Consider the following 21,557-nt stretch of genomic DNA (forward strand, 5'->3'; position numbering starts at 1 on the left):
GTGATAACGAGTAACTCATGATCAAAAAGTAGTCAGCAACAATGACAATTAGGTGACGATTTATTGGAGAAATGATGAAAGTTAGTGGCTGAGGAACTCAGCTCACTAACTTGTAGAATGGAAGTAAGGAATATTATGTTTACGCGAATTAGATTTCTTCGTGTTTGTGGACCAATCCCCAGTCAGCCAATATGGCGTACGCCGATGGAATCATAAATAACACCAAGGCTGTCGAAGCAAAAATACCAAACACAATCGAAATAACGAGCGGCTGAATAACCTGAGCTTGCAAACTGGTCTCGGTAAGTAGAGGCAATAAACCTGCCGCCGTAGTCATTGAGGTTAAGAACACCGCACGAAAACGTTCACGGCTCGCTTTAACCACAGAGTCATGCACTGAATCGCCTTCATCCACATGGTGACGTATGTACTGCACCAAGAGAATCGAGTCATTCACTACAATACCGGCTAGCGACACAAATCCCATAATACTTGGCATACTCATTGAGTGTCCTAACAGCAAGTGCCCCCATACCACACCAATAAAGGCTAAAGGAATCGCCAACATAACCACAAAAGGTTCAAGGTAACTTCTGAACTGATAACTCAGAATGGTGAATACGCCAAATAATCCTAATAGGAACCCTTTTGCCATTGACGCGCCAGTTTCTGCACTGTCTTTGGTTTCCCCCTCGAAGTCGAATCTCAATCCTGGATATTCTTGCTGTAGCTTGCTGACTTCTTCAGCGCGGAACTGGCTGATAATATCGGTCGAGCTAGCTTTAGATGCGTCAACGTCACCAAATACGCTCACGGTTCTCAAACCATCAACACGTTGGATACGCACATAGTTACGCTGAAAGTCTAACGTCGCGACAGAAGCCAGAGGAACTTGTGAACCGTCCGCCAGGAAAATCGGGAAATTAGCCAGCTGCTGGATATCCCCAATATCTTGCTTGTTGAGTTTCACCTCAATTTTAATGTTCTCCACCCCTACCTGAATTTCATCAGCAGTTTGACCAAAAAACGCGGCTCGAAGCTGGCTAGCAATCAGCTGACCATTAACACCAAAGCTCTCGGCACCTGGGCGTAATTTGACCAGAATTTCTTCTTTACCTAAACGCATATCGTCCAAAACACCACTGACACCATCAAACTCATTCAAGTATTGTTGTATCTCAACGGACGCCGCTTTTAGCATGTCTAGGTCATCATGCTTAATGCGAATTTCCAATGCACGGCCACCCGGCCCCATTGTCGGTTGCTTGAAGACTAATGAGATTGGATCGGCGAGCTCTCCCACATCTTCTCTCCAAGCCGTAATAAAATCATCGATCAAGGTATTTCGTTGCTCAGCACTGAGCAAATCCAGTCTCACTGTAGCAATATGTGGCCCTGATTCGTTGGCATCACGGTTAGTATTGAACTGACTAGTAATTTGTTTTACCAGTGGTTCACCACCTTCCATTTCGTCGCTCCACTGCTTATTGAGTTTTTCAGCCGACGCAACGATTTTATCGACAACACGCTCTGTTTGAGACAAGGAGGCCCCTGGTGGCAAGATGATCCTCGCTTCAGCTATATCGCCATCTAATGAAGGGAATGGATGGAACTTCACTACCCCGCCAGCGATTAAGCTTACTGAGATAAGTAACATCGCAAAAACACTGCCCATAAAGGCATAGCGGTAGGAAACGACTTTGTCGACCGCATTCACTAATGTTGTATTGCGAAAATGCTCAAACCGCTCGAGTAATACGCGCTTGAACTTTACGGGAGGCTTATCTTTATTATGTTTATGCAGCGAGTGAGACAAGTGGTTCGGCAAAATCAAAAATGCTTCAACCAGACTAAGCGACAACACCAAAATCAACACTTGTGGCACAGCACGCAGCACCGCCCCCATTTCTCCTTGCAGGAAGAGCAAGCTGCCGAAAATACACACGGTAGTCAAAAACGAGGAGATAACACCGGGTAGGACTTTCTTCACTCCATTGATGACCGCATCATCGATACTCTGTCCTCGATCAAGGTGAGATTGAATCGACTCTGCGATAACGATAGCATCATCCATCATGATACCGATGGCCATTAATAGCCCAACTAGCGACATGATATTGATCGACAGCCCGAGGTTAGCCATCAAGAAAAGACCACCAAGAAATGCCACCGGTAAGCCAGCGGCAACCCAAAACGAATAACGGAAACTAAAGAATAACCACATCGTCGCAAAGACTAATAAGATCCCCTGCCAGCCATTTTTGACCATCATGGTCAGACGATCCCAAAGTACCGATGACATATCGTTGGTCATTTCTAACGTCACGCCTTCTGGTGCGATAAGTCGCTGTGCATCCACAAATTTGGTGACCTGCTCTTTTACACGCAGTGCATCATCTTCTTTGTTTTTACTGATCTTCAGCACTGCAGAAGGCTTACCGTTGAACAGTACCTTTTGCTCATCAAGCTCAAAGCGGTCGGTAATGGTCGCTACATCTTTCAGGCGAATAAGTGCACCGCTGGGACTTGAACCGACAACAATAGACTCCAACTCTTGCGGGGTTACTCGTCGTTCATCAAAACGAATTAAGAAATTTTTGTCTTCAGTTTCAACATTACCACTCGGTAACTTGATGTTCTGATTACCAATTTGTACCGCGATATCACTGATACTGAGCCCCATTTGGCGCATGATTTGAGTGTTCAACTCCACACGATATTGGTGATCCGAGAAACCGCTCACATCAACAAGTGACACACCGTAATCCAGCTTTAGAGTGCGCTTAAGCTGCTCGGCGTATGCCTTTAACTCTGGCCAACTGGTGTCCGCTGTAATAGCAACGTCTACTACAGGCTCATTCCAATCCAGCTCTTGAACTACTGGAGATTCAATCTCGTCAGGAAAATCGTTGATAGCATTAATTTGAGTTTGCACATCCACTAGCATACGGCCGATGTCTGCTCGCTCATTGAGTTTAAGCGTTAAACGCGCAGAACCTTCAATCGCTTCACATTTGGTTTCTTCAATATTTGATAGGCCATCGACGGCATCTTCCATTCGTACGCAGAGACTCTCTTCCACTTCCTGTGGCGATGCCCCGGGATAAGTGATAGCTGCCATAATATAAGGCGGATCAAACTCTGGGAAGGTTTCACGTTTTATGGTCGACAACGACGAGATACCCAATATCAACAATGCCAACATCAGCAAATTGGCAGCAGTTGGGTGCTTAGAGAAAAATCGAATCATTGGCTTGCCTCGTCGATGCTCTCTCTGACTAACATTCCTTCAATAGCGGGCAAAATATCGTTCAGAATCACTTTCTCACCTTGCTGTAGGTCACCAGTGATGATCACTTGATTATCCCTACGGTAAGAGACTTGTACCGAACGCATTTCAAGGCGATTTTCATCGTTCATCAAATAGATTTTATCGCCGTGCAAAGCGCGTTCAGGCACGAGCCAAGATGGCTGTTTCTGTCCTTCAATAGTTGCTTTTACAAACATCCCATTGACCAGCACTGGCGTACCCGCAAGGCCGTTGTTGCTTGGTAATTGAGAAACTTCCAGAATCACACCTGCTGTCGCTTGGTTGGCATCAACGGTTTCGCTGACACGTGCCACTTTAGCTGGCCACGTTGCCGTAAGGTTTCCGCTACTCAATTCCACAATGGCTTGCAGCTTATCTAATTCAACATTACCACTTTGGCTCTCATCCCAATTCAGGGTATTCGACAACAGCTGCAAATCGTGAATCGACAACTGCGCTTCTACTTCCATCACATCGTTTAGGTGTGCTGTAACCATGGTTTGCTGCAAGTTCACTACTTGGTTTAACTCTGCATCCACTTCAGAAACACGCATCGTAACGGGCAAAACAATACGAGTCTTCTCCAATGAGCGCTTCGCTTCATCTACTTTCGCTTGGTTCACTTTCACCAAAGCTTGGGAGACACCTCTTTCATCCGGCATCAACGCCAATTGGTTTTCAATATCTTGAACCAACTTTTTCTGCGACAGCATATTTTGTTTTTGAGTATCTACATCAGACTGAGACGTTAAGCCACGCTTATTGAGGTCCACACGACGCTGGTATTCGTTTTCCGCGAGTTGTAAGCGGTTTATCTCAATAGATAGTGTTTGTTTCAGGTTCGCCTCTTCTTGGTCTAAACGAGCCAATTGAGTTTCACTTGATTTAAGGTCGGCAATCGCCTGTGATAGTTTGAGTTCGTAATCTAAAGGGTCAATACGAAGAATTTCCGTTCCCGCCGCTACCACTGTGCCTTTTTCTAAATTTGGATGCTTGTAAACAACCGCTCCTGTCACCTCCGCGATGGCCTTCCACTCAACTTTCGGTTCAGCTCGACCAAAGCCAATTGCGATAGGCGCTGACATCTGCGGTGCTAGAGTCATGGTATCCACTACTCTTGAACGATCTCCAGCGGGTTTCGTTGGCACATCGGGTCTCAGGTTTATTGCTGCAATGAGCGCAATTACACCAACTGCAAAGGCAGGAAAAAACAACAGCTTTTTATTTTTAGACGTCATAAGGTCACATTCTGATTAGTCGTTAGTAGGGTCGCGTAACAGCGCACGTGATAGCAATGAAATGTTGTGTTCGAGCAACTCATCTAGAAAGGCTTCATTCAGTTCGATTCCGTGTAGTTGCAGCATGGCAGGTGGCGCGACAAACGGAAACACCATGAGTGATATGAACGATACTTTACAAAGCTTCGGATCAATATCATCACGTAAATATCCTGCCTGTTGCAGTCGACCAAACATCAGGTCATGGTCTGGGCGAGCAAGATCAACAAACACTTTTTCAAACAGTCGTCTCTGTGTCGCCGAGGGAGGCATATGCATAATTTGAGCGACTAAACGCGGGAACTGTGGAACTTTGTTCATTTCGTGATAATAAATACGCATAAAATCAAACAAGTTACGATGATCGCCTTTCATAAAAACTTCATCCATTTTGTTTTTCATCGGGGCGATGGTCTCACGAACCATGGTTTCGAAGAGCCCCTCTTTGTTGCCAAAATAGTAACGAATCATCGCAATATTGACACCCGCTCGTTGCGCAATCAGGCGAGTCGATACCTTATCGTATGGCATGACAACAAACAGTTCACGAGCATGCTCTAGCAGCTTTTGTCGCGCGTCAGTTTGCTTTCTAGGGCGGCCTACCTTTCTCTTTTCTTGTTCCACAGGCTGCATAATTTAACCTTAATTATTAATCACGAGATTAATTATAGGACTGATACCTTTGCTTTATGCAGAACAATAATTCATCACAATTTAATCATTTGATTAATTTACTATTGAAAACGCTGAGACTGCAGTGCTCACTGATCCGATATCCAAGAAAAATTAGATTAACCCTTGACGCATGAGCTTGAGTGCGGTACTAATCTTGTAACTTAATTTTGTGGAATGCATAACAGTGTCATTACGTTTTTCTCTACTCCTGAACCTCCTCCTTATCGTGAAAACATCGCGCGGGTAGGTTGTGGACGAAAAACACCACTAAGAATTCTAAAAAAACCCGCTTAGACAAGCGGGTTTTTTTATATCGATTGAACTGGACGTAAACGATTAACCTGTACAAAGAGGAAGCAACTATGAAAGATCAGGTGATAATATTCGACACCACATTGCGTGACGGCGAGCAAGCACTTTCAGCAAGTCTGACAGTTAAAGAGAAACTGCAAATTGCTTATGCGCTCGAGCGTCTAGGTGTTGATGTTATTGAAGCTGGCTTCCCTATCTCCTCTCCAGGTGACTTTGAGTCAGTACAAACCATCGCTAAACACATCAAAAACAGTCGAGTTTGTGCATTGTCGCGCGCAGTGGCTAAAGATATTGATGCCGCCGCTGAAGCGTTAAAAATCGCAGAAGCATTCCGTATTCACACGTTCATCTCTACCTCAACGGTTCACGTTCAAGATAAATTGCGTCGTAGTTATGACGATGTAGTCGAGATGGGCGTAAAAGCGGTGAAACATGCACGTAACTATACCGACGACGTTGAGTTCTCTTGTGAAGATGCAGGACGCACACCAATCGACAATCTTTGCCGTATGGTCGAAGCCGCTATTGACGCTGGCGCAAGTACTATCAATATTCCAGACACGGTAGGCTACACGGTTCCAAACGAATTCGGTGGTATCATCCAAACCCTTTTCAATCGCGTTCCTAACATCGACAAAGCGATTATTTCGGTGCACTGCCATGATGACTTAGGCATGTCTGTGGCGAACTCTATCGCAGCAGTCCAAGCAGGTGCTCGCCAAATTGAAGGCACCATCAATGGTATCGGTGAGCGCGCAGGTAACTGCTCTCTAGAAGAAATTGCGATGATTATTAAAACGCGCCAAGAGCTTCTAGGTGTTCATACTGGCCTGCAACATCAAGAAATCCATCGCACCAGTAAACTGGTTTCCCAGCTATGCAACATGCCAATTCAAGACAACAAAGCCATTGTTGGTGCGAATGCATTTAGCCACTCTTCAGGCATTCACCAAGACGGTATGTTGAAGAACAAAAATACCTACGAGATCATGACACCGGAATCCATTGGCCTAAAAGACAAAGCATTGAACCTAACGAGTCGTTCTGGTCGAGCTGCTGTTAAGAGTCATATGGATGCGATGGGTTACAACGAGAATGAATACAATCTAGACACGCTATATGAGGATTTCTTGAAGCTAGCGGATCGTAAAGGTCAGGTCTTTGATTACGATTTAGAAGCATTAATGCACTTTGCGAACTTGCGTGCCGAAGACGACTTCTTTAAGTTGAACTATCTAAGCGTTCAATCTGGTAGCATCATGGCAACGACAAGCATCAAGATTCAATGTGGTGATGAAGAGAAATGCGAGGCGGCCGTCGGTAACGGCCCAGTTGATGCGCTTTATCAATGTATCTATCGCGTGACGGGTTACGACATTGTTCTAGATAAGTTTGATTTGACTGCAAAAGGTGAAGGCGAAGATGGTTTGGGCCAAGCCGATATTATTGCTAACTACAAGGGTCGCAAATATCACGGGACTGGTGTCTCAACGGATATCGTTGAAGCTTCTGGTCAAGCCCTACTTCATGTTATCAATAGTATTCATCGCGCTGATCAGATTGAAGAGATGAAGCAGAAAAAAGTAGAAGCGGTCTAAGGTAAGCGTTCATTCCCAAGACCACAGGAAAATTTAGCCCCTTGCTGTTGTTGTCAAGACAATAGTTTTCAAGGGGCTTAAGAAATATAAGCAAATACAACATTTAAGGAAATTAGCCCCATGGCAGGTACTTACAAGATTGCAGTTCTACCAGGTGATGGTATTGGCCCAGAAGTTATGGCTCAAGCACATAAAGTGTTGGATGCGATTTCAGAGAAGCACAGCATTACACTAGAACGTGAAGAATACGATGTAGGTGGTATCGCCATCGATAATCACGGTTGCCCTCTTCCAGAGAGCACAGTGAAAGGCTGTGAAGAATCAAACGCAATCCTATTCGGTTCAGTTGGAGGTCCCAAGTGGGAGCACCTTCCACCCAATGACCAGCCAGAACGTGGCGCCCTTCTACCACTTCGCAAACACTTCCAACTATTCTGTAATTTACGTCCAGCGCAAATTCACGCTGGTCTAGAAGACTTTTCACCTCTTCGTGCTGATATTTCAGCAAAAGGCTTCGATATTGTAGTGGTTCGTGAGTTAACAGGTGGCATCTACTTTGGTCAGCCAAAAGGTCGTGAAGGTGAAGGCCCGACAGAAAAAGCGTTTGATACTGAGGTCTACCACCGTTTTGAAATTGAACGCATTGCCAAGATTGCCTTTGAGTCCGCACGTCTTCGCAACAAAAACGTTTACTCCATCGATAAAGCGAATGTTTTACAAAGCTCTATCCTATGGCGTGAAGTCGTTGAAGAAGTAGCAAAAGAGTACCCAGATGTCACTCTAAACCACATGTACATCGATAACGCAACCATGCAATTAATCAAAGATCCGGCTCAGTTTGACATCATGCTTTGCTCTAACATCTTTGGTGACATCATTTCTGATGAGTGTGCGATGATCACAGGTTCTATGGGCATGTTGCCATCAGCAAGTCTTAATGAAAGTCAATTCGGTCTCTACGAGCCAGCTGGCGGCAGTGCACCAGACATCGCTGGTAAAAACATTGCTAACCCAGTAGCACAAATTCTTTCTGCTGCGCTAATGCTTCGTTACAGCTTAGGTGAAGAGGCCGCAGCGCAAGACATCGAAGCCGCAGTTAGTAAGGCACTATCTGCAGGCGAGTTAACGGCGGATCTAGCAGGCGATAAGCCAGCACTTAGCACCTCTGAGATGGGTGACAAGATCGCAAGTTACGTATTGAACTCATAATTACAACATCGCCTTCGCTGCGCCTATAGGGACGTGGCGGAAGAAGCAAGGAATTTAGCAATGTCAAAAACACTATACGAAAAAGTCTACGATGCACACGTCGCCGTAGAAGCGGAGGGTGAAAACCCAATCCTATATATCGATCGTCACTTGGTTCATGAAGTGACATCTCCTCAAGCATTTGATGGTCTGCGCGAAAAAGGTCGCCAAGTGCGCCAAGTAGGTAAGACTTTCGCGACGATGGACCACAACGTTTCGACAACGACCAAAGACATCAACGCCTCTGGTGAAATGGCACGTATCCAGATGGAAACGCTATCCAAGAACTGCGAAGAATTCGGGGTGACACTTTACGATATCAATCATAAATACCAAGGTATTGTTCATGTTATGGGCCCAGAGCTTGGTATTACGCTACCAGCGATGACCATTGTTTGTGGTGATTCGCATACGGCCACTCACGGTGCATTTGGTTCATTGGCATTTGGCATTGGTACCTCAGAAGTAGAGCACGTCCTAGCGACTCAGACACTAAAACAATCTCGCGCTAAAGCGATGAAGATTGAAGTCAAAGGTAAAGTGGCTCCTGGTGTAACGGCAAAAGATATCGTCCTAGCCATTATCGGTGAAACTACAGCAGCAGGTGGTACGGGTTACGTCGTTGAGTTCTGTGGTGAAGCGATTACTGACCTTTCTATGGAAGGTCGTATGACGGTATGTAACATGGCTATCGAACTCGGTGCGAAAGCAGGTCTTATCGCTCCTGATGAGACGACGTTTGAGTATCTAAAAGGCCGTAAGTTCGCTCCTCAAGGCGCTGACTGGGATGCTGCCGTTGAATACTGGAAAACCTTTAAAACCGATGACGATGCTAAGTTTGACGCTGTCGTTACACTAAACGGGGCCGATATTAAACCTCAGGTTACTTGGGGTACTAACCCTGGCCAAGTTATTGCCGTTGACCAACCTATTCCATCACCGGAAAGCTTTACTGACCCAGTAGAAAAAGCATCTGCAGAAAAAGCGCTGGCTTATATGGGTCTAGAAGCGGGAAAATCACTTAAAGACTACCCAGTAGACAAAGTATTTGTAGGTTCTTGTACTAACTCTCGTATCGAAGATATGCGTGCTGCAGCCGCTGTTGCTAAAGGTCGTAAAGTCGCAGATCATGTGCAAGCTTTGATTGTCCCTGGCTCAGAGCAGGTAAAAGCTCAGGCTGAAGCGGAAGGCTTAGACTCTATCTTTAAAGAAGCGGGCTTTGAATGGCGCTTGCCAGGCTGCTCAATGTGTCTGGCGATGAACAATGACCGCCTAGGCCCACAGGAGCGCTGTGCCTCTACTAGTAACCGTAACTTTGAAGGTCGTCAAGGCCGTGACGGTCGCACACACCTAGTGAGTCCTGCAATGGCAGCCGCAGCGGCTATCGCAGGTCATTTTGTTGATATCAGAGAGCTAGACTAAGAAGGAAACCCACATGTCAGGATTTAAACAACACACCGGCTTAGTCGTACCTTTAGATGCAGCGAATGTCGATACCGACGCCATCATCCCTAAGCAATTTTTACAGAAAGTAACTCGCACTGGTTTTGGTAAACATCTATTCCACGACTGGCGCTTCTTGGACGACGCAGGCGAGCAAGACAATCCAGAATTTGTCATGAATGCTCCTCGCTATCAAGGCGCTAGCATCTTACTTGCTCGTGAAAACTTTGGCTGTGGCTCTTCGCGTGAACACGCTCCGTGGGCACTGGCTGATTACGGCATCCAAGTAATGATCGCTCCAAGCTTTGCTGATATCTTCTATGGCAACTCTATCAACAACCAAATGGTACCAGTTCGGTTAACGGAGCAAGAGGTGGATGAACTGTTCCAATACGTCGAAGCAAACGAAGGTGCAGAAATAACTGTCGACCTAGAAGCAATGAAAGTAACAGCTAACGGTAAGTCTTACAGCTTTGAGATTGACGAATTCCGTCGCCACTGCCTATTAAACGGTCTAGACAACATTGGTCTAACGTTGCAGCACGACGACAAAATTGCAGCTTATGAAGCCAACATTCCTAGCTTCCTAAAATAAAAGTCAAAACGAATTGATAAATCCCAGCCAAGTGCTGGGATTTTTTTCACTCAATTGAAATAACTTGGCATCTTTACAGGTCTGATGGATTAGCCTTACATAAAATGGATCGTTGCTATGGTCAAAACACTGCTTAAAGCACTCACGGCTTCTCTCTTATTGTTTAGTTTTACTGCGTTTTCCGCGCCGAAATCTGAGCTTTGGGCTTACTGGAATTCAAGTAATGAAGCAAACCTTCAAAACGTGTCACACCAAAGCTGGCAAGCCTTTCTTGATAAGTATTTGGTAGTAGAAGGTGATAACACCTTGGTACGTTACGTTCGAGTTTCTCCAAACGATAAGCAGCAATTAAAAAGTTATCTGTCGGAACTCGCAGCCATCGACCCAAGAACACTGAATAAAGCGGAACAATACGCTTACTGGGTGAACCTCTACAATGCGATTACCGTTGACCTAATTTTGGATAATTACCCAATAAAATCGATTACAAAGCTGGGTGGTTTATTTAGCTTTGGACCTTGGGGAGATGATGTCATTACAATTACAGGTCAGACGCTGACGCTTAATGATATTGAGCATAGAATCCTTCGTCCTATTTGGAATGACCCAAGAACCCATTACGCCGTTAACTGCGCCAGTTTAGGGTGTCCAAACCTGCAACCTCAAGCATTCACATCAAGCAATACAGAAGCGTTACTGGAACAGGCGGCAAGCACTTTTATCAACTCAAATAAGGGCGTAAACATCAAAGGTGACAAGGCAACACTTTCGTCGATTTACGACTGGTTTGCTGAGGACTTCAAAGCTCAAGGTGGTGTCATTGCTCATATGGCAAAATACAGCCCTAAGCTAACAGGGTTTGCGGGTAAAATTGACTACGATTACGATTGGGCTTTAAACAAAAAATAGTATTAGGGTCCAGGCTTGCTTGCCTAGACCTTACTACATTTCAAAAACTAGAGCCGGGCTGGGTAAGAAATTCCAGCTCTTCCTCACTAGATTGTCGCCCTAAAATCTTATTCCGATGTGGGTAGCGGCCAAATCGCTCGATAATCACTTTGTGGCGATATTCAAAATCCAGGTTATTTTCAAGACCGCTTTGTTTAAACAAGCGCACAGCCTCTTCATGAACAACCAAAGATTCGCTATGCATATAAGGCATGTATAAGAAGCTACGTTGCTCTTCACTTAGCTTCATATCTTCGCCTAATGCTACCGCTTCTTGGGCGAGTACCAACGCCATTGGGTCGGACAAAAATGACTGAGGCTTACCGCGATATAAATTCCGAGAAAACTGGTCTAATACTATGATTTCAGCTAGGCGTCCTTGTGGGCTTTGACGCCACGTATACAGTTCACCGAGCGCGGCTTTATTATGCAGCGACAAAAAGCGCTGCTCTATAAGGCTATCTAGTGCCTCATCGCCTGAGAACCAATCTGCAGGCGTTAATTCACCAAACCAAAAGTCCAGTACATCCTTGTCTGTCTGCATTATTTAAATCCCTTCACCTTCTTAATTAAATCATAGGCATTTTGAATCTCTTGAGATTTTTCTTTTGCCATATTCATCATTTCAGGTGGCAAACCTTTAGCCATCAGTTTATCTGGATGATGCTCATTCATCAGTTTACGATAAGCTCGTTTGAGTGTTTTCGCATCGGCATCTTCAGACACACCAAGCACATCATACGCATCAGAAAGCTGCGACGCACTGCTCGCTTGCTGCCAACTTCCTGATTGTTGACCACCTTGATAGTGACCACCACCGAAATTACCACCTTGTTGGAATCGGAACGCCGCTTCTTGCATTCGTAATCGCTGCTCTAACTGCTGAGCTGAAAAGCCAAGTCCTTGTGCAATCCGGTGCAACACTTCTCGTTCAGCAGGGTGAACACTTCCGTCAGCAAAGGCTGCTGAAATTTGCAGTTCCAAAAAGAACTGAAGCAGATCATGACGACCGCCCGACGAAATACGGACCTTATCAAGAATACGTTCTAACGGAAAATCCGCCGACTTCCCCTCGCGGAACGCTTCTTGAGCTGCTCTTTTTTGCTCACTATTAAGGTTCATACGATCCATCATAATGGTCGCTAGTTGAATCTCTTCTTTGGTGACTTGTCCTTTCGCTTTGGCAACATGCCCCATCACAGCATAGGCAGAGGTGAGAAATTCTTCTTGTCGTTTAGCTTGATCTGCACCGCCAAATCCACCTCGTGCAAAACCACCTTGATTTAATCGTCTCGCTTTGTCGAACTGGTGCCCAATGAATAAACCGAACAGCGCACCTAACGGTCCGCCAAATAACATGCCGAAAAATACGCCTAAAATTTTACCTATCATGTGATTTATGTGCTCTTTATTTATGAATTTTTGCGCTGATTCGCAGTCTACTAGTGTCGTTAAGGTCAATTTCCTTTATGATAGAGACCGTCTTATAAACGATTCAATATCAATCGAATTCAACTGAATGAATCAAGTTAAACAGGATAGTACAACTCGATGTCACGTTTTTCCCGCACATATCTAGCGGCCTCAATAGGTGCTGCGCTGCTAGCGTCTTACGCACATGCCGAAGAAACATCGAAAAATAGTGGGCAAACTATGCCACCAGCAGAGCAGTGCTCTGTTGATACTGCACAAAGTTCCGATTCCAATCAAGAGCCAATCAATATAGAAGCGGACTCTTTGGAAGCGATCAGTGGACAACGCGCGACATATAAAGGCGATGTAGTGGTAGTTCAAGGCAATAAAACCATCACCGCAGATAATGTCACACTTCATCAAAAAGAAAATATCGTTGTCGCTGAAGGTAACGTGGTAATGAATGATGGTGAGATCCGAGCAGTCTCTGACAAAGCCACAAACAACCTCAATAAAGATGAAATTACTCTTGAGAACACGCAATATCAATTTTTGTGTACCCCAGGCCGTGGCGATGCAGTATTTGTTTCCAAGACTGGTAAAAAGCTATATGAGATTGAAGATGGCTCGATTACTTCATGCCCAGAAGGAGACAACTCATGGCGTTTCTTAGCTTCTGGTATTGACATTGATCCAGACGAGGAAGTCGCAACTCTTTATAATTCAAGAGTTGAAGTTCAGAACGTCCCTATCTTTTATTTGCCATATATGCAGATGCCTATTGGTGACAGACGCAAAACCGGCGTGTTACGACCATCTGCATCACTTGGTTCTAAGAATGGTTTTGAGTTTGCACTACCTGTTTACTGGAACCTAGCTGAAAACTACGATTTGCTTACTACTTTCAATTATATGCAAAACCGTGGGTTACAACTTAAAGGTGATTTTAGATACTTAACTTCAAATAGTACTGGTCGACTGCAAGCTGAAGTTTTAGGTAAAGATAAGAAGTTCGAGGATAAGGGCGCTCGCTGGGCTAGTCAATTCACGAACAATACTAGATTTAACTCCAACTGGGGTCTGAAGGTCGATTACTCTCAAGTCAGTGACATCGATTATTTTACAGACATGGACTCGAGTCTAGGTAATCGCTCAGATGGTCAACTATTACAAGAAGGTGATGTTACCTATCGAAATGCCAATTGGGATACTGCTCTTAGAGTTCGAGATTTCCAAATTTTGGTTGAAAATAGCCAACCCTACCAACTAGCGCCACAATTTGAAGCTAACTATTACCTACCTAATTTCTATAAGGGATTAGACTTTGACGTGGTTAGTCATATTTCACATTTCAAAATAAATGATGATGATAAGCCGGAAGCCACCCGTGTTCATATCGAGCCAGGGCTAACTCTACCTCTCGCCACCACTTGGGGTACATGGACAACAGAAGCTCGCTATTTATCTACCTATTACGATCAAGACATACGTAAACCAGTCCTTGATAATAATGGCAACGTTAGGCCTTTAGAAGAAACGGTTTTTCGTAATATTCCACAATTTAGAACACATGCAGGCCTAGTTTTAGAGCGAGATACATCCTTCATTAGTGGTTACACTCAAACCTTGGAGCCTCAAGCTCAGTACCTCTATGTACCACAAGTCGATCAAAGTGGCATTTACGAATATGACACGACACTATTGCAAACTGACTACTATGGTCTGTTCCGTTCGAGAAAATACAGTGGTGTGGATAAAATAGCCGCCGCTAACCAAGTAAGTTATGGCGCAACTAGCCGCTTTTTTGATTCGGGGAATAGAGAGCGACTGGCAGTATCGTTTGGTCAAATTTACTATTTGGACTCTGAAACAAAGCAATCAAATTCGCCATCTGATGATACCTCATCAAACTACTCTGCTTGGGCTATAGAAACGGACTTCAACTACAATGATCGTGTATTCTACCGCGGTGGTATTCAATACGACATTGATAGTTCTCAAGTGTCATTAGGTAATAGTGCGATTGAGTACCGTGTTGGTGGTGATTTCATTCAAGCCAACTACCGTTATGTGACAAAAGAATATATAGAGAATACTGTTAGTTTGAATAATATTGATTCTATTACCAAAAATGGAATCTCTCAGATTGGATTATTGGGAGGCTATCGTCTTAATCCAAACTGGATTTTCAAGGGACAATATTTTTACGATACAACAGAAAAGACGTCGATGGAATGGCTAGCTCAGATTCAGTATGAGTCTGATTGCTGGTATCTTGGGTTTGACCTGAGTAAACAACTTAGATCATGGGAGAATGGCATTGGCAACAACCCAGTATTCGAACAAAATATCAGAGTGAATTTCGGAATTACTGGCTTAGGTGGAAGTACTGCACCACCACCATCACCTACAGGAAACGCGCTAGGATACAGCCGACCATTTACCCTGAATAACTGATCGTTAGACTGAAATTAGGAACTTTATCAACTTCACAGACTCCTAGTCTGTGAAGTTTTCACTAGGAATATCGATGAAATTTATAAGCAAACTCCTTTCAACATGTCTTTTGTCGGTTATGGCTTTACATGCCATTGCCGAGCCCGTTGAGCTTGATCGCGTTCGTGTTATCGTCAACGATGGCGTTATCCTACAAAGTGATATTGATTCTGCCACTAAGACTCTTACTGCCAACGCTCGTAAGAATGACCAAGAGCTACCTTCTGCAGATATTATCCAAGAGCAAATCCTCGATAAACTGATTTTAGAAAAGCTGCAATTACAAGAAGCTGATCGCATTGGTGTTCGTATCGATGATAACCGACTAGAAAGCACGCTTAACGATATTGCTAAAAACAACAATCAAACCATTGAGCAACTTCGCCAAGCTGTACGTGAAGAAGGACTAACGTGGGAAGCATTTCGAGAACAAATTCGTGATGAAATCGCCGCCAGTGAAGCTCGTAACGCTATGGTAAGACAACGAATCAACATTCTACCAGCTGAAGTCGATAACCTCGCAGAGCTGCTTGCTAAAGAAAGCGACGCCACTGTGACCTATAAGATTCGTCACATTCAATTGCGCTTTAATGATGGCGAAGATAAAGGCGTTCAAGAGCAGCAAGCGAAGGATCTAGTTGCACGCCTAAAATCAGGTGAAGATTTTGCCACTATGGCATATACCTACTCAAAAGGTCCGAAAGCGCTAGAAGGCGGTGATTGGGGCTGGATGCGTAAAGAAGAGATGCCAACCATCTTTGCTGACCAAATTAAGATGCAAACTAAAGGCACTATTATTGGTCCATTCCGCAGCGGTGTTGGTTTTCACATCTTAAAAATTGAAGACGTTAAAGGCTTAGAGACGGTGTCTGTTACTGAAGTAAACGCACGACACATTCTTATCAAACCTACGGTAATTTTAAGTGATGAAGGGGTTCAAAGAGAGCTCAACAATATCATCGCTAAAGTTCAATCTGGTGAATCTACCTTTGCTGAAATGGCCGAGCAATATAGCCAAGACCCTGGCTCAGCCGTCCAAGGCGGCGAACTGGGTTACCAAACACCAGAACTATACGTTCCGGAGTTCAAGCATCAGGTTGAAACCTTACCTATTGGCCAAATCAGTAAACCATTTAAAACCGTACACGGTTGGCACATCGTCGAAGTTCTAGATCGTAGAGATGTCGACAAGACAGGCTCAGCCATGCAGAACCGCGCATACCGCATCTTGTTCAATCGTAAGTTCAATGAAGAAGCTTCGGCCTGGATTCAAGAACTTCGCGCCAGTGCATTCGTAGAAATGGTGAACGATGATGAGGAAGATAACAATGCCAACTAAGCGTATTGTTGTTACCGCCGGAGAGCCTGCAGGTATAGGCCCCGATCTCGCGGTTGCTCTCTCACAGCGAGACTGGCCACATCAGGTGGTTGTCTGTGCTGATAAGAACTTAATTGCCGAGCGCGCACAGCAGCTTGGCATTGACATCGACCTACTCGATTATGATCCGACGGTTTATGATTCACATTGCAAAGGCCGCTTGGTTATTTTACATGAGCCGTTGCAAGTCCCTGCCAAAGCAGGAAAGTTAGACGAAGCGAATGGACAATACGTGTTAAATACCCTGGAAAAAGCAGCAAAAGGCTGTATGAAAGGTGAATTTGATGCTATTGTCACCGGCCCTGTGCATAAAGGGGTGATCAATCGAGCAGGAGTCAGCTTTAGTGGCCATACTGAGTTCTTTGCAGAAGTATCAAATACACCACTTGTGGTCATGATGCTGGCAACGGAAGGATTAAGAACCGCACTTGTCACAACTCACCTTCCATTATCGGAAGTACCTGCTGCCATCACCGAAGAGCGTGTTACACGCATTGTTGATATATTGCATCACGACTTGGTCACCAAGTTTGGTATTACCAAACCCAATATCTATGTCTGTGGCCTCAACCCTCACGCAGGTGAGGATGGCTGCTTAGGTATGGAAGAGATAGAAACTATCACTCCTACCCTAGAGAAACTTCGCACAGAAAAAGATTATCAACTTATCGGCCCATTACCCGCCGATACGATATTTAATGACAAATATTTACGCGATGCGGATGCTGTCTTAGGCATGTATCACGATCAAGTTCTCCCTGTACTTAAATACAAAGGCTTCGGTCGTTCAGTAAACATCACTCTTGGTCTACCCTTTATAAGGACATCGGTCGATCATGGCACTGCATTGGATCTTGCTGGCACAGGCCAAGCAGATTTTGGCAGCTTTGAGACAGCACTGGCGTACGCAATAGATTTAGTAGAGAGCAGACAATGAGAAATGATGTCCACCTAGGGCACAAAGCAAGAAAGCGTTTTGGTCAAAACTTCCTAAATGATCCTTACGTTATCGACGGAATTGTATCAGCAATTAATCCACGTCCAGGTCAAAACTTAGTTGAGATTGGCCCAGGCCTTGGTGCGATTACTGAACCAGTAGGTAAAGAAGTCGACAAGTTTACAGTTATTGAATTAGACCGAGATCTTGCAGAGCGTCTACGCAATCACCCAGATTTGGGAGATAAGCTCACCATTCATGAAGGTGACGCTATGCGTTTTGACTTTACTCAACTTGTTAATCCAAATAACAAGCTGCGTATCTTCGGTAACTTGCCGTACAACATCTCTACACCTTTGATGTTCCACTTGTTTGAGTTCCATAAAGACATCCAAGATATGCACTTTATGCTACAAAAAGAAGTGGTGAACCGCCTTGCCGCCGGTCCAGGCACAAAAGCTTACGGCCGTCTGACGGTTATGGCTCAGTATTACTGCAAAGTGGTTCCAGTACTTGAAGTACCACCTACAGCATTTGTTCCGCCACCGAAAGTAGATTCAGCGGTAGTAAGATTGGTTCCTTATGAAGAACTACCTTATCCTGCGACTAGTTTGAAATGGCTAGATAGAGTCTGTCGCGATGGCTTTAACCAGCGTCGTAAAACCGTTCGTAATTGCTACAAGTCTCTTTTGTCAGCAGAAACGCTGGAAGAACTGGGCGTAAACCCTTCTATGCGACCAGAGAATCTAACATTACAACAGTTCGTAGCCATGGCTAACTGGTTAGATGAAAATCATAACTAATTCATTAAAAAACGCTCACTAGCTTGCTAATGAGCGTTTTTTTTTGTCATAGTGAATAGGCAGCCCTTTCAACAGCATAGGAGAGTCATATGGATACAACTTCGCCATGCGTGAAATGCCAAGTACATACCAAATACGTTGAAGAGCAATCTGACCCAGACAATAAGCGCTTTGTCTTTGCTTACGTCATCACGATAAAAAACCTAAGTCAGCAAACTGTGCAATTAATGAGTCGACGTTGGCTGATTACTGATGCTAACGGAAAACAGCTCAGTGTCGAGGGTGAAGGTGTGATCGGCCAACAACCAATAATCGAAAAAAGTGATGAGTACACGTATACCAGTGGCACGGCTATTGAGACACCTGTTGGCGTGATGCAAGGTCATTACATAATGATCGATGCCAACGGCAAAGAATTCATTACCGAAATAGAGCCATTCCGCTTAGCTATTCCCAATATTCTAAATTAAGGTTTTTTGTGGCAAATTACATTGTTGGTGACATTCAAGGTTGCTTGGATGAATTGGAACTACTGTTGTCGAAAAGTCATTTCGACAAACAAAAAGATACCCTTTGGATTGCTGGAGATCTCGTCGCTAGAGGCCCTAAATCACTGGAAACGCTCCGCTTCGTCAAAGCCATGGGAGAAGCTGCAAAAGTCTGTCTGGGTAATCATGATCTTCACTTATTAGCCGTATTGCTTGGCGTACACAAAGCGAAGCCCAAAGACAAAACACTTCCGATTTTAGAAGCTCTAGACAAGACAGATTTATTAGACTGGCTCAGACACCAGCCTTTGCTCTTAGAACATGATGAATTTGTCGTTTGTCATGCAGGTATTTCTCCTCAGTGGACTTTAGAACAGGCGAGAGTCAATGCTCGAGAAGTTGAGCAACAACTACAAAGTGATGATTGGCAAGCACTCATCCATAATATGTACAGCAATGACCCCGACTTCTGGCAATCAGGACTCACCGGTTTCGAACGTTGGCGTTACATCATTAATGCCTACACCCGAATGCGCTTTTGTTATCCAGATGGGCGCTTAGATATGGCCTGTAAGCTACCTCCTAGCGACGTAAACCCTCTAGAATATGTTCCGTGGTTCCAATTAAAAAATCGAGTCTCGCTTAATAAAACCGTAATTTTTGGGCATTGGGCAGCACTAGGAGGCTACATCAGTGAACAGGTTATAGGATTGGATACCGGGTGTGTTTGGGGAGGTAGCCTTACTATGATTCGTTGGGAAGATAAGGCCGTTTTTGAACAACCAGCCTTAGGTTAAATATTCAATAAAAGACGCCTAAGAAACCTCTCTTAGGCGGCGAATATTAGCGCTCAAGAATGACGAACTGCATGTCGTACGCGTTTTTCTCATCCGCTTGATATTGCTCACTATGCACTTGTTTCCAGCCTTCTCCCCAATCAGGAAATTGAGTATCGCCATCAACATTTGCATCGATATAGGTTAGATAAAGCTTGTTTGCCATCGGCATACAGTGCTCGTAAAAGCTACCGCCACCAATGATCATCGCTTCTTCCACATCATTCACTAAGCTCAAAGCTTGTTCCAATGAAGTTACCGTCTCCACTCCATCTATGCGAAGCTCAGAATTTCGACTAACGACAATGTTTTGACGACCAGGTAAAGGGCGCCCTATAGATTCATAGGTTTTTCTACCCATAATAACGGGTTTTCCCATGGTGCACTTTTTGAACCAGATAAAGTCGGCAGGTAAGTGCCAAGGCATTTGGTTATCTTTGCCTATGACTCGATTGTCTGCCATAGCGGCAATCATGCTAATAATCATTGAGGTACTGTATTCCTAATTAAACGACGGGTCGGCTGCGATAGAATAACAGTCCCGGCATGGCAAGACCAATAGCCAAACCAGCAATTATAAACATCGCCTTTAGGAAGTTCTCCATTAGAGTAGCCAGAAGCTCTGGGGTATAACCAAGATGATTGATTTCCACCATAGCAATCATAGCTTTATAGGCAAACACCCCAGGAACCATCGGTATTAGCGCGGCCACCGTAAACACTTTAGGATGAGCTAGAAACTTATGCGACCAATGAACGCCAATCATACCGACAATCGTTGCGGCAAAAAAAGTAGCCCATTCAATCGGAACACCATAATGCATCATCAAAAAGCGAGAGCCATGGCCAACTGCCCCACCAATCGCGCAATAAGCTAACGCATTTTGAGGAACATTAAATACCAACGCAAACCCTACTGCTGGAATAGCGGCAAAGAACATGTCGTTAAGCAGAGCAAATAATAATTCCACTATTGTCATTACTGAGCCCACCCTAGAACATCCGTCAGACTCATGGCACCAATTATCCCCAAGCAGGTTGCTAGGGTTAATAAGCTGGCAAAAACAAAACGAGCAATCCCCATGTTGACATAACCTTTGACCATATCAGCAACAGAGTTAATTAGTGGAAAGCCGGGGACTAACATGAGCACTGATGACGCCATCACTAGCTGAGGCTGCGCTCCGATGCTATAGATAACTGCTTGGGCAGAAATAAGTGTGGTAACAAACGCCGTGACGGAGAAGTTTAAGAGTGGGTTAAAATGGCGATGGCCGATTTCTTGACGTACCGTCATACCAACGGCTGAAGCTAGAAAAGTCATTGCAAACACTGACCAGTCACCGCCAGCGAGACGACTAAAAGCAGCGCATGATAGCCCTATCATCACCACGACTAGCCAACGATTATAGCGTTCAGGACTGATCTTATTCAGTTTTTTCTGAGCTAGTTGATAGTCAAGAATGCCTTTCTCCATCATGATACAGATACGTTGAACCTGAGTCACAACACGCATATTAAGCCCACGATCTGGGCTTCGTCTTGCCGTCGTAACACAATGTTCTTTGTAAACCGTGGTAATCACTAATGAACTTGCTGACAGTGATACTTCTACTTCGTCCATAGAAGCAGCAATACCCATTCTTCGAGTAATATCGCCAACTAACGTACTTTCTGCGCCATGAGCAAGTAACATTTGCCCTGCTTGCGCAATCAGCCGAGAGACGGCTCGTTGCTTAGAATCCATTCCAGTTTTTTCGTGGTCATTCAGTATTGAATCCATTTTAGGGGCATTTTCAT

Annotated in this window: 19 protein-coding genes; 11 read left to right on the forward strand and 8 right to left on the reverse strand. The window is 44.5% G+C overall.

Annotation, left to right across the window (positions count from 1 at the left end; translation table 11 throughout):
• Positions 1-148: 148 nt before the first annotated feature.
• From OH456_RS15950 to OH456_RS15960, 3 genes are read right to left on the reverse strand one after another with little or no spacing between them, the layout of a single operon-like run.
• Complete coding sequence (locus tag OH456_RS15950; RefSeq protein ID WP_270033835.1) at positions 149-3,250, reverse strand: efflux RND transporter permease subunit; 3,102 nt, start codon at positions 3,248-3,250, stop codon at positions 149-151.
• Positions 3,247-4,548, reverse strand: a complete 1,302-nt coding sequence (locus tag OH456_RS15955; protein WP_270033837.1) for an efflux RND transporter periplasmic adaptor subunit — start codon at positions 4,546-4,548, stop codon at positions 3,247-3,249. Before OH456_RS15955 ends, OH456_RS15950 begins: the two co-directional genes overlap by 4 nt.
• A gap of 15 nt (positions 4,549-4,563) precedes the next feature.
• Positions 4,564-5,220 carry a TetR/AcrR family transcriptional regulator gene (locus tag OH456_RS15960; RefSeq protein WP_006074851.1) on the reverse strand — a complete coding sequence of 219 codons (657 nt, stop codon included), beginning with the start codon at positions 5,218-5,220 and terminating at the stop codon, positions 4,564-4,566.
• A 404-nt stretch (positions 5,221-5,624) separates the two neighbouring features.
• Here OH456_RS15960 and leuA point away from each other — a divergent pair, with 404 nt between their 5' ends.
• The 5 genes from leuA to OH456_RS15985 all read left to right on the forward strand — a co-directional run bounded on the left by leuA (position 5,625) and on the right by OH456_RS15985 (position 11,367).
• Entirely contained in the window at positions 5,625-7,172 is a 1,548-nt protein-coding gene (gene leuA, locus OH456_RS15965; RefSeq protein WP_252038720.1) for a 2-isopropylmalate synthase, read from the forward strand.
• Between the two features lie 120 nt (positions 7,173-7,292).
• Positions 7,293-8,381, forward strand: coding sequence for a 3-isopropylmalate dehydrogenase (leuB, locus tag OH456_RS15970; RefSeq protein ID WP_124940638.1), 1,089 nt, complete (start codon positions 7,293-7,295; stop codon positions 8,379-8,381).
• Between the two features lie 60 nt (positions 8,382-8,441).
• Entirely contained in the window at positions 8,442-9,842 is a 1,401-nt protein-coding gene (leuC, locus tag OH456_RS15975; RefSeq protein WP_006074848.1) for a 3-isopropylmalate dehydratase large subunit, read from the forward strand.
• Between the two features lie 13 nt (positions 9,843-9,855).
• Positions 9,856-10,458 (forward strand): 3-isopropylmalate dehydratase small subunit, encoded by a 603-nt coding sequence (gene leuD / locus OH456_RS15980; RefSeq protein ID WP_270033840.1) that lies wholly within the window; start codon positions 9,856-9,858, stop codon positions 10,456-10,458.
• A 117-nt stretch (positions 10,459-10,575) separates the two neighbouring features.
• Positions 10,576-11,367: a DUF547 domain-containing protein gene (locus OH456_RS15985; RefSeq protein ID WP_270033842.1), complete on the forward strand. Its 792-nt coding sequence runs from the start codon at positions 10,576-10,578 to the stop codon at positions 11,365-11,367.
• 40 nt (positions 11,368-11,407) lie between these two features.
• Here the strand turns inward: OH456_RS15985 and OH456_RS15990 are convergent, their stop codons facing one another.
• Positions 11,408-11,950 carry a DUF924 family protein gene (locus tag OH456_RS15990; protein WP_268665863.1) on the reverse strand — a complete coding sequence of 181 codons (543 nt, stop codon included), beginning with the start codon at positions 11,948-11,950 and terminating at the stop codon, positions 11,408-11,410.
• The gene (djlA, locus tag OH456_RS15995; RefSeq protein ID WP_038229178.1) at positions 11,950-12,798 is read right to left on the reverse strand and encodes a co-chaperone DjlA; all 849 of its coding nucleotides are present in this window, start codon (positions 12,796-12,798) and stop codon (positions 11,950-11,952) included. Before djlA ends, OH456_RS15990 begins: the two co-directional genes overlap by 1 nt.
• Positions 12,799-12,957: 159 nt before the next feature.
• On the opposite strand from djlA, the gene lptD reads away from it, so the two are divergent.
• The 6 genes from lptD (at position 12,958) to OH456_RS16025 (ending at position 19,718) form a co-directional block, all read left to right on the forward strand.
• On the forward strand, positions 12,958-15,276 hold the full coding sequence (lptD, locus tag OH456_RS16000) for an LPS assembly protein LptD (protein WP_124940634.1): 2,319 nt from the start codon (positions 12,958-12,960) through the stop codon (positions 15,274-15,276).
• A 73-nt stretch (positions 15,277-15,349) separates the two neighbouring features.
• Positions 15,350-16,654 (forward strand): peptidylprolyl isomerase SurA, encoded by a 1,305-nt coding sequence (gene surA / locus OH456_RS16005; protein ID WP_270033845.1) that lies wholly within the window; start codon positions 15,350-15,352, stop codon positions 16,652-16,654.
• Positions 16,644-17,630: a 4-hydroxythreonine-4-phosphate dehydrogenase PdxA gene (gene pdxA / locus OH456_RS16010; protein ID WP_270033847.1), complete on the forward strand. Its 987-nt coding sequence runs from the start codon at positions 16,644-16,646 to the stop codon at positions 17,628-17,630. The genes surA and pdxA overlap by 11 nt, the downstream gene beginning before the upstream one ends.
• Complete coding sequence (rsmA, locus tag OH456_RS16015; protein WP_270033848.1) at positions 17,627-18,433, forward strand: 16S rRNA (adenine(1518)-N(6)/adenine(1519)-N(6))-dimethyltransferase RsmA; 807 nt, start codon at positions 17,627-17,629, stop codon at positions 18,431-18,433. The genes pdxA and rsmA overlap by 4 nt, the downstream gene beginning before the upstream one ends.
• Before the next feature lie 89 nt (positions 18,434-18,522).
• A complete protein-coding gene (gene apaG, locus OH456_RS16020; protein ID WP_270033850.1) occupies positions 18,523-18,903 on the forward strand; it encodes a Co2+/Mg2+ efflux protein ApaG in 381 nt (126 codons plus the stop codon).
• Between the two features lie 8 nt (positions 18,904-18,911).
• Positions 18,912-19,718 (forward strand): symmetrical bis(5'-nucleosyl)-tetraphosphatase, encoded by an 807-nt coding sequence (locus OH456_RS16025; protein ID WP_270033851.1) that lies wholly within the window; start codon positions 18,912-18,914, stop codon positions 19,716-19,718.
• 46 nt (positions 19,719-19,764) lie between these two features.
• On the opposite strand, the gene folA is transcribed toward OH456_RS16025, so the two are convergent.
• From folA to OH456_RS16040, 3 genes are read right to left on the reverse strand one after another with little or no spacing between them, the layout of a single operon-like run.
• The gene (gene folA / locus OH456_RS16030; protein WP_107306321.1) at positions 19,765-20,244 is read right to left on the reverse strand and encodes a type 3 dihydrofolate reductase; all 480 of its coding nucleotides are present in this window, start codon (positions 20,242-20,244) and stop codon (positions 19,765-19,767) included.
• 19 nt (positions 20,245-20,263) lie between these two features.
• Positions 20,264-20,737: a threonine/serine exporter family protein gene (locus OH456_RS16035; RefSeq protein WP_006074835.1), complete on the reverse strand. Its 474-nt coding sequence runs from the start codon at positions 20,735-20,737 to the stop codon at positions 20,264-20,266.
• Entirely contained in the window at positions 20,737-21,504 is a 768-nt protein-coding gene (locus OH456_RS16040) for a threonine/serine exporter family protein (RefSeq protein ID WP_031493074.1), read from the reverse strand. The genes OH456_RS16035 and OH456_RS16040 overlap by 1 nt, the downstream gene beginning before the upstream one ends.
• Positions 21,505-21,557 lie beyond the last annotated feature (53 nt).

This window comes from Vibrio sp. La 4.2.2, assembly GCF_027586995.1.
Lineage (GTDB): Bacteria > Pseudomonadota > Gammaproteobacteria > Enterobacterales > Vibrionaceae > Vibrio > Vibrio mediterranei.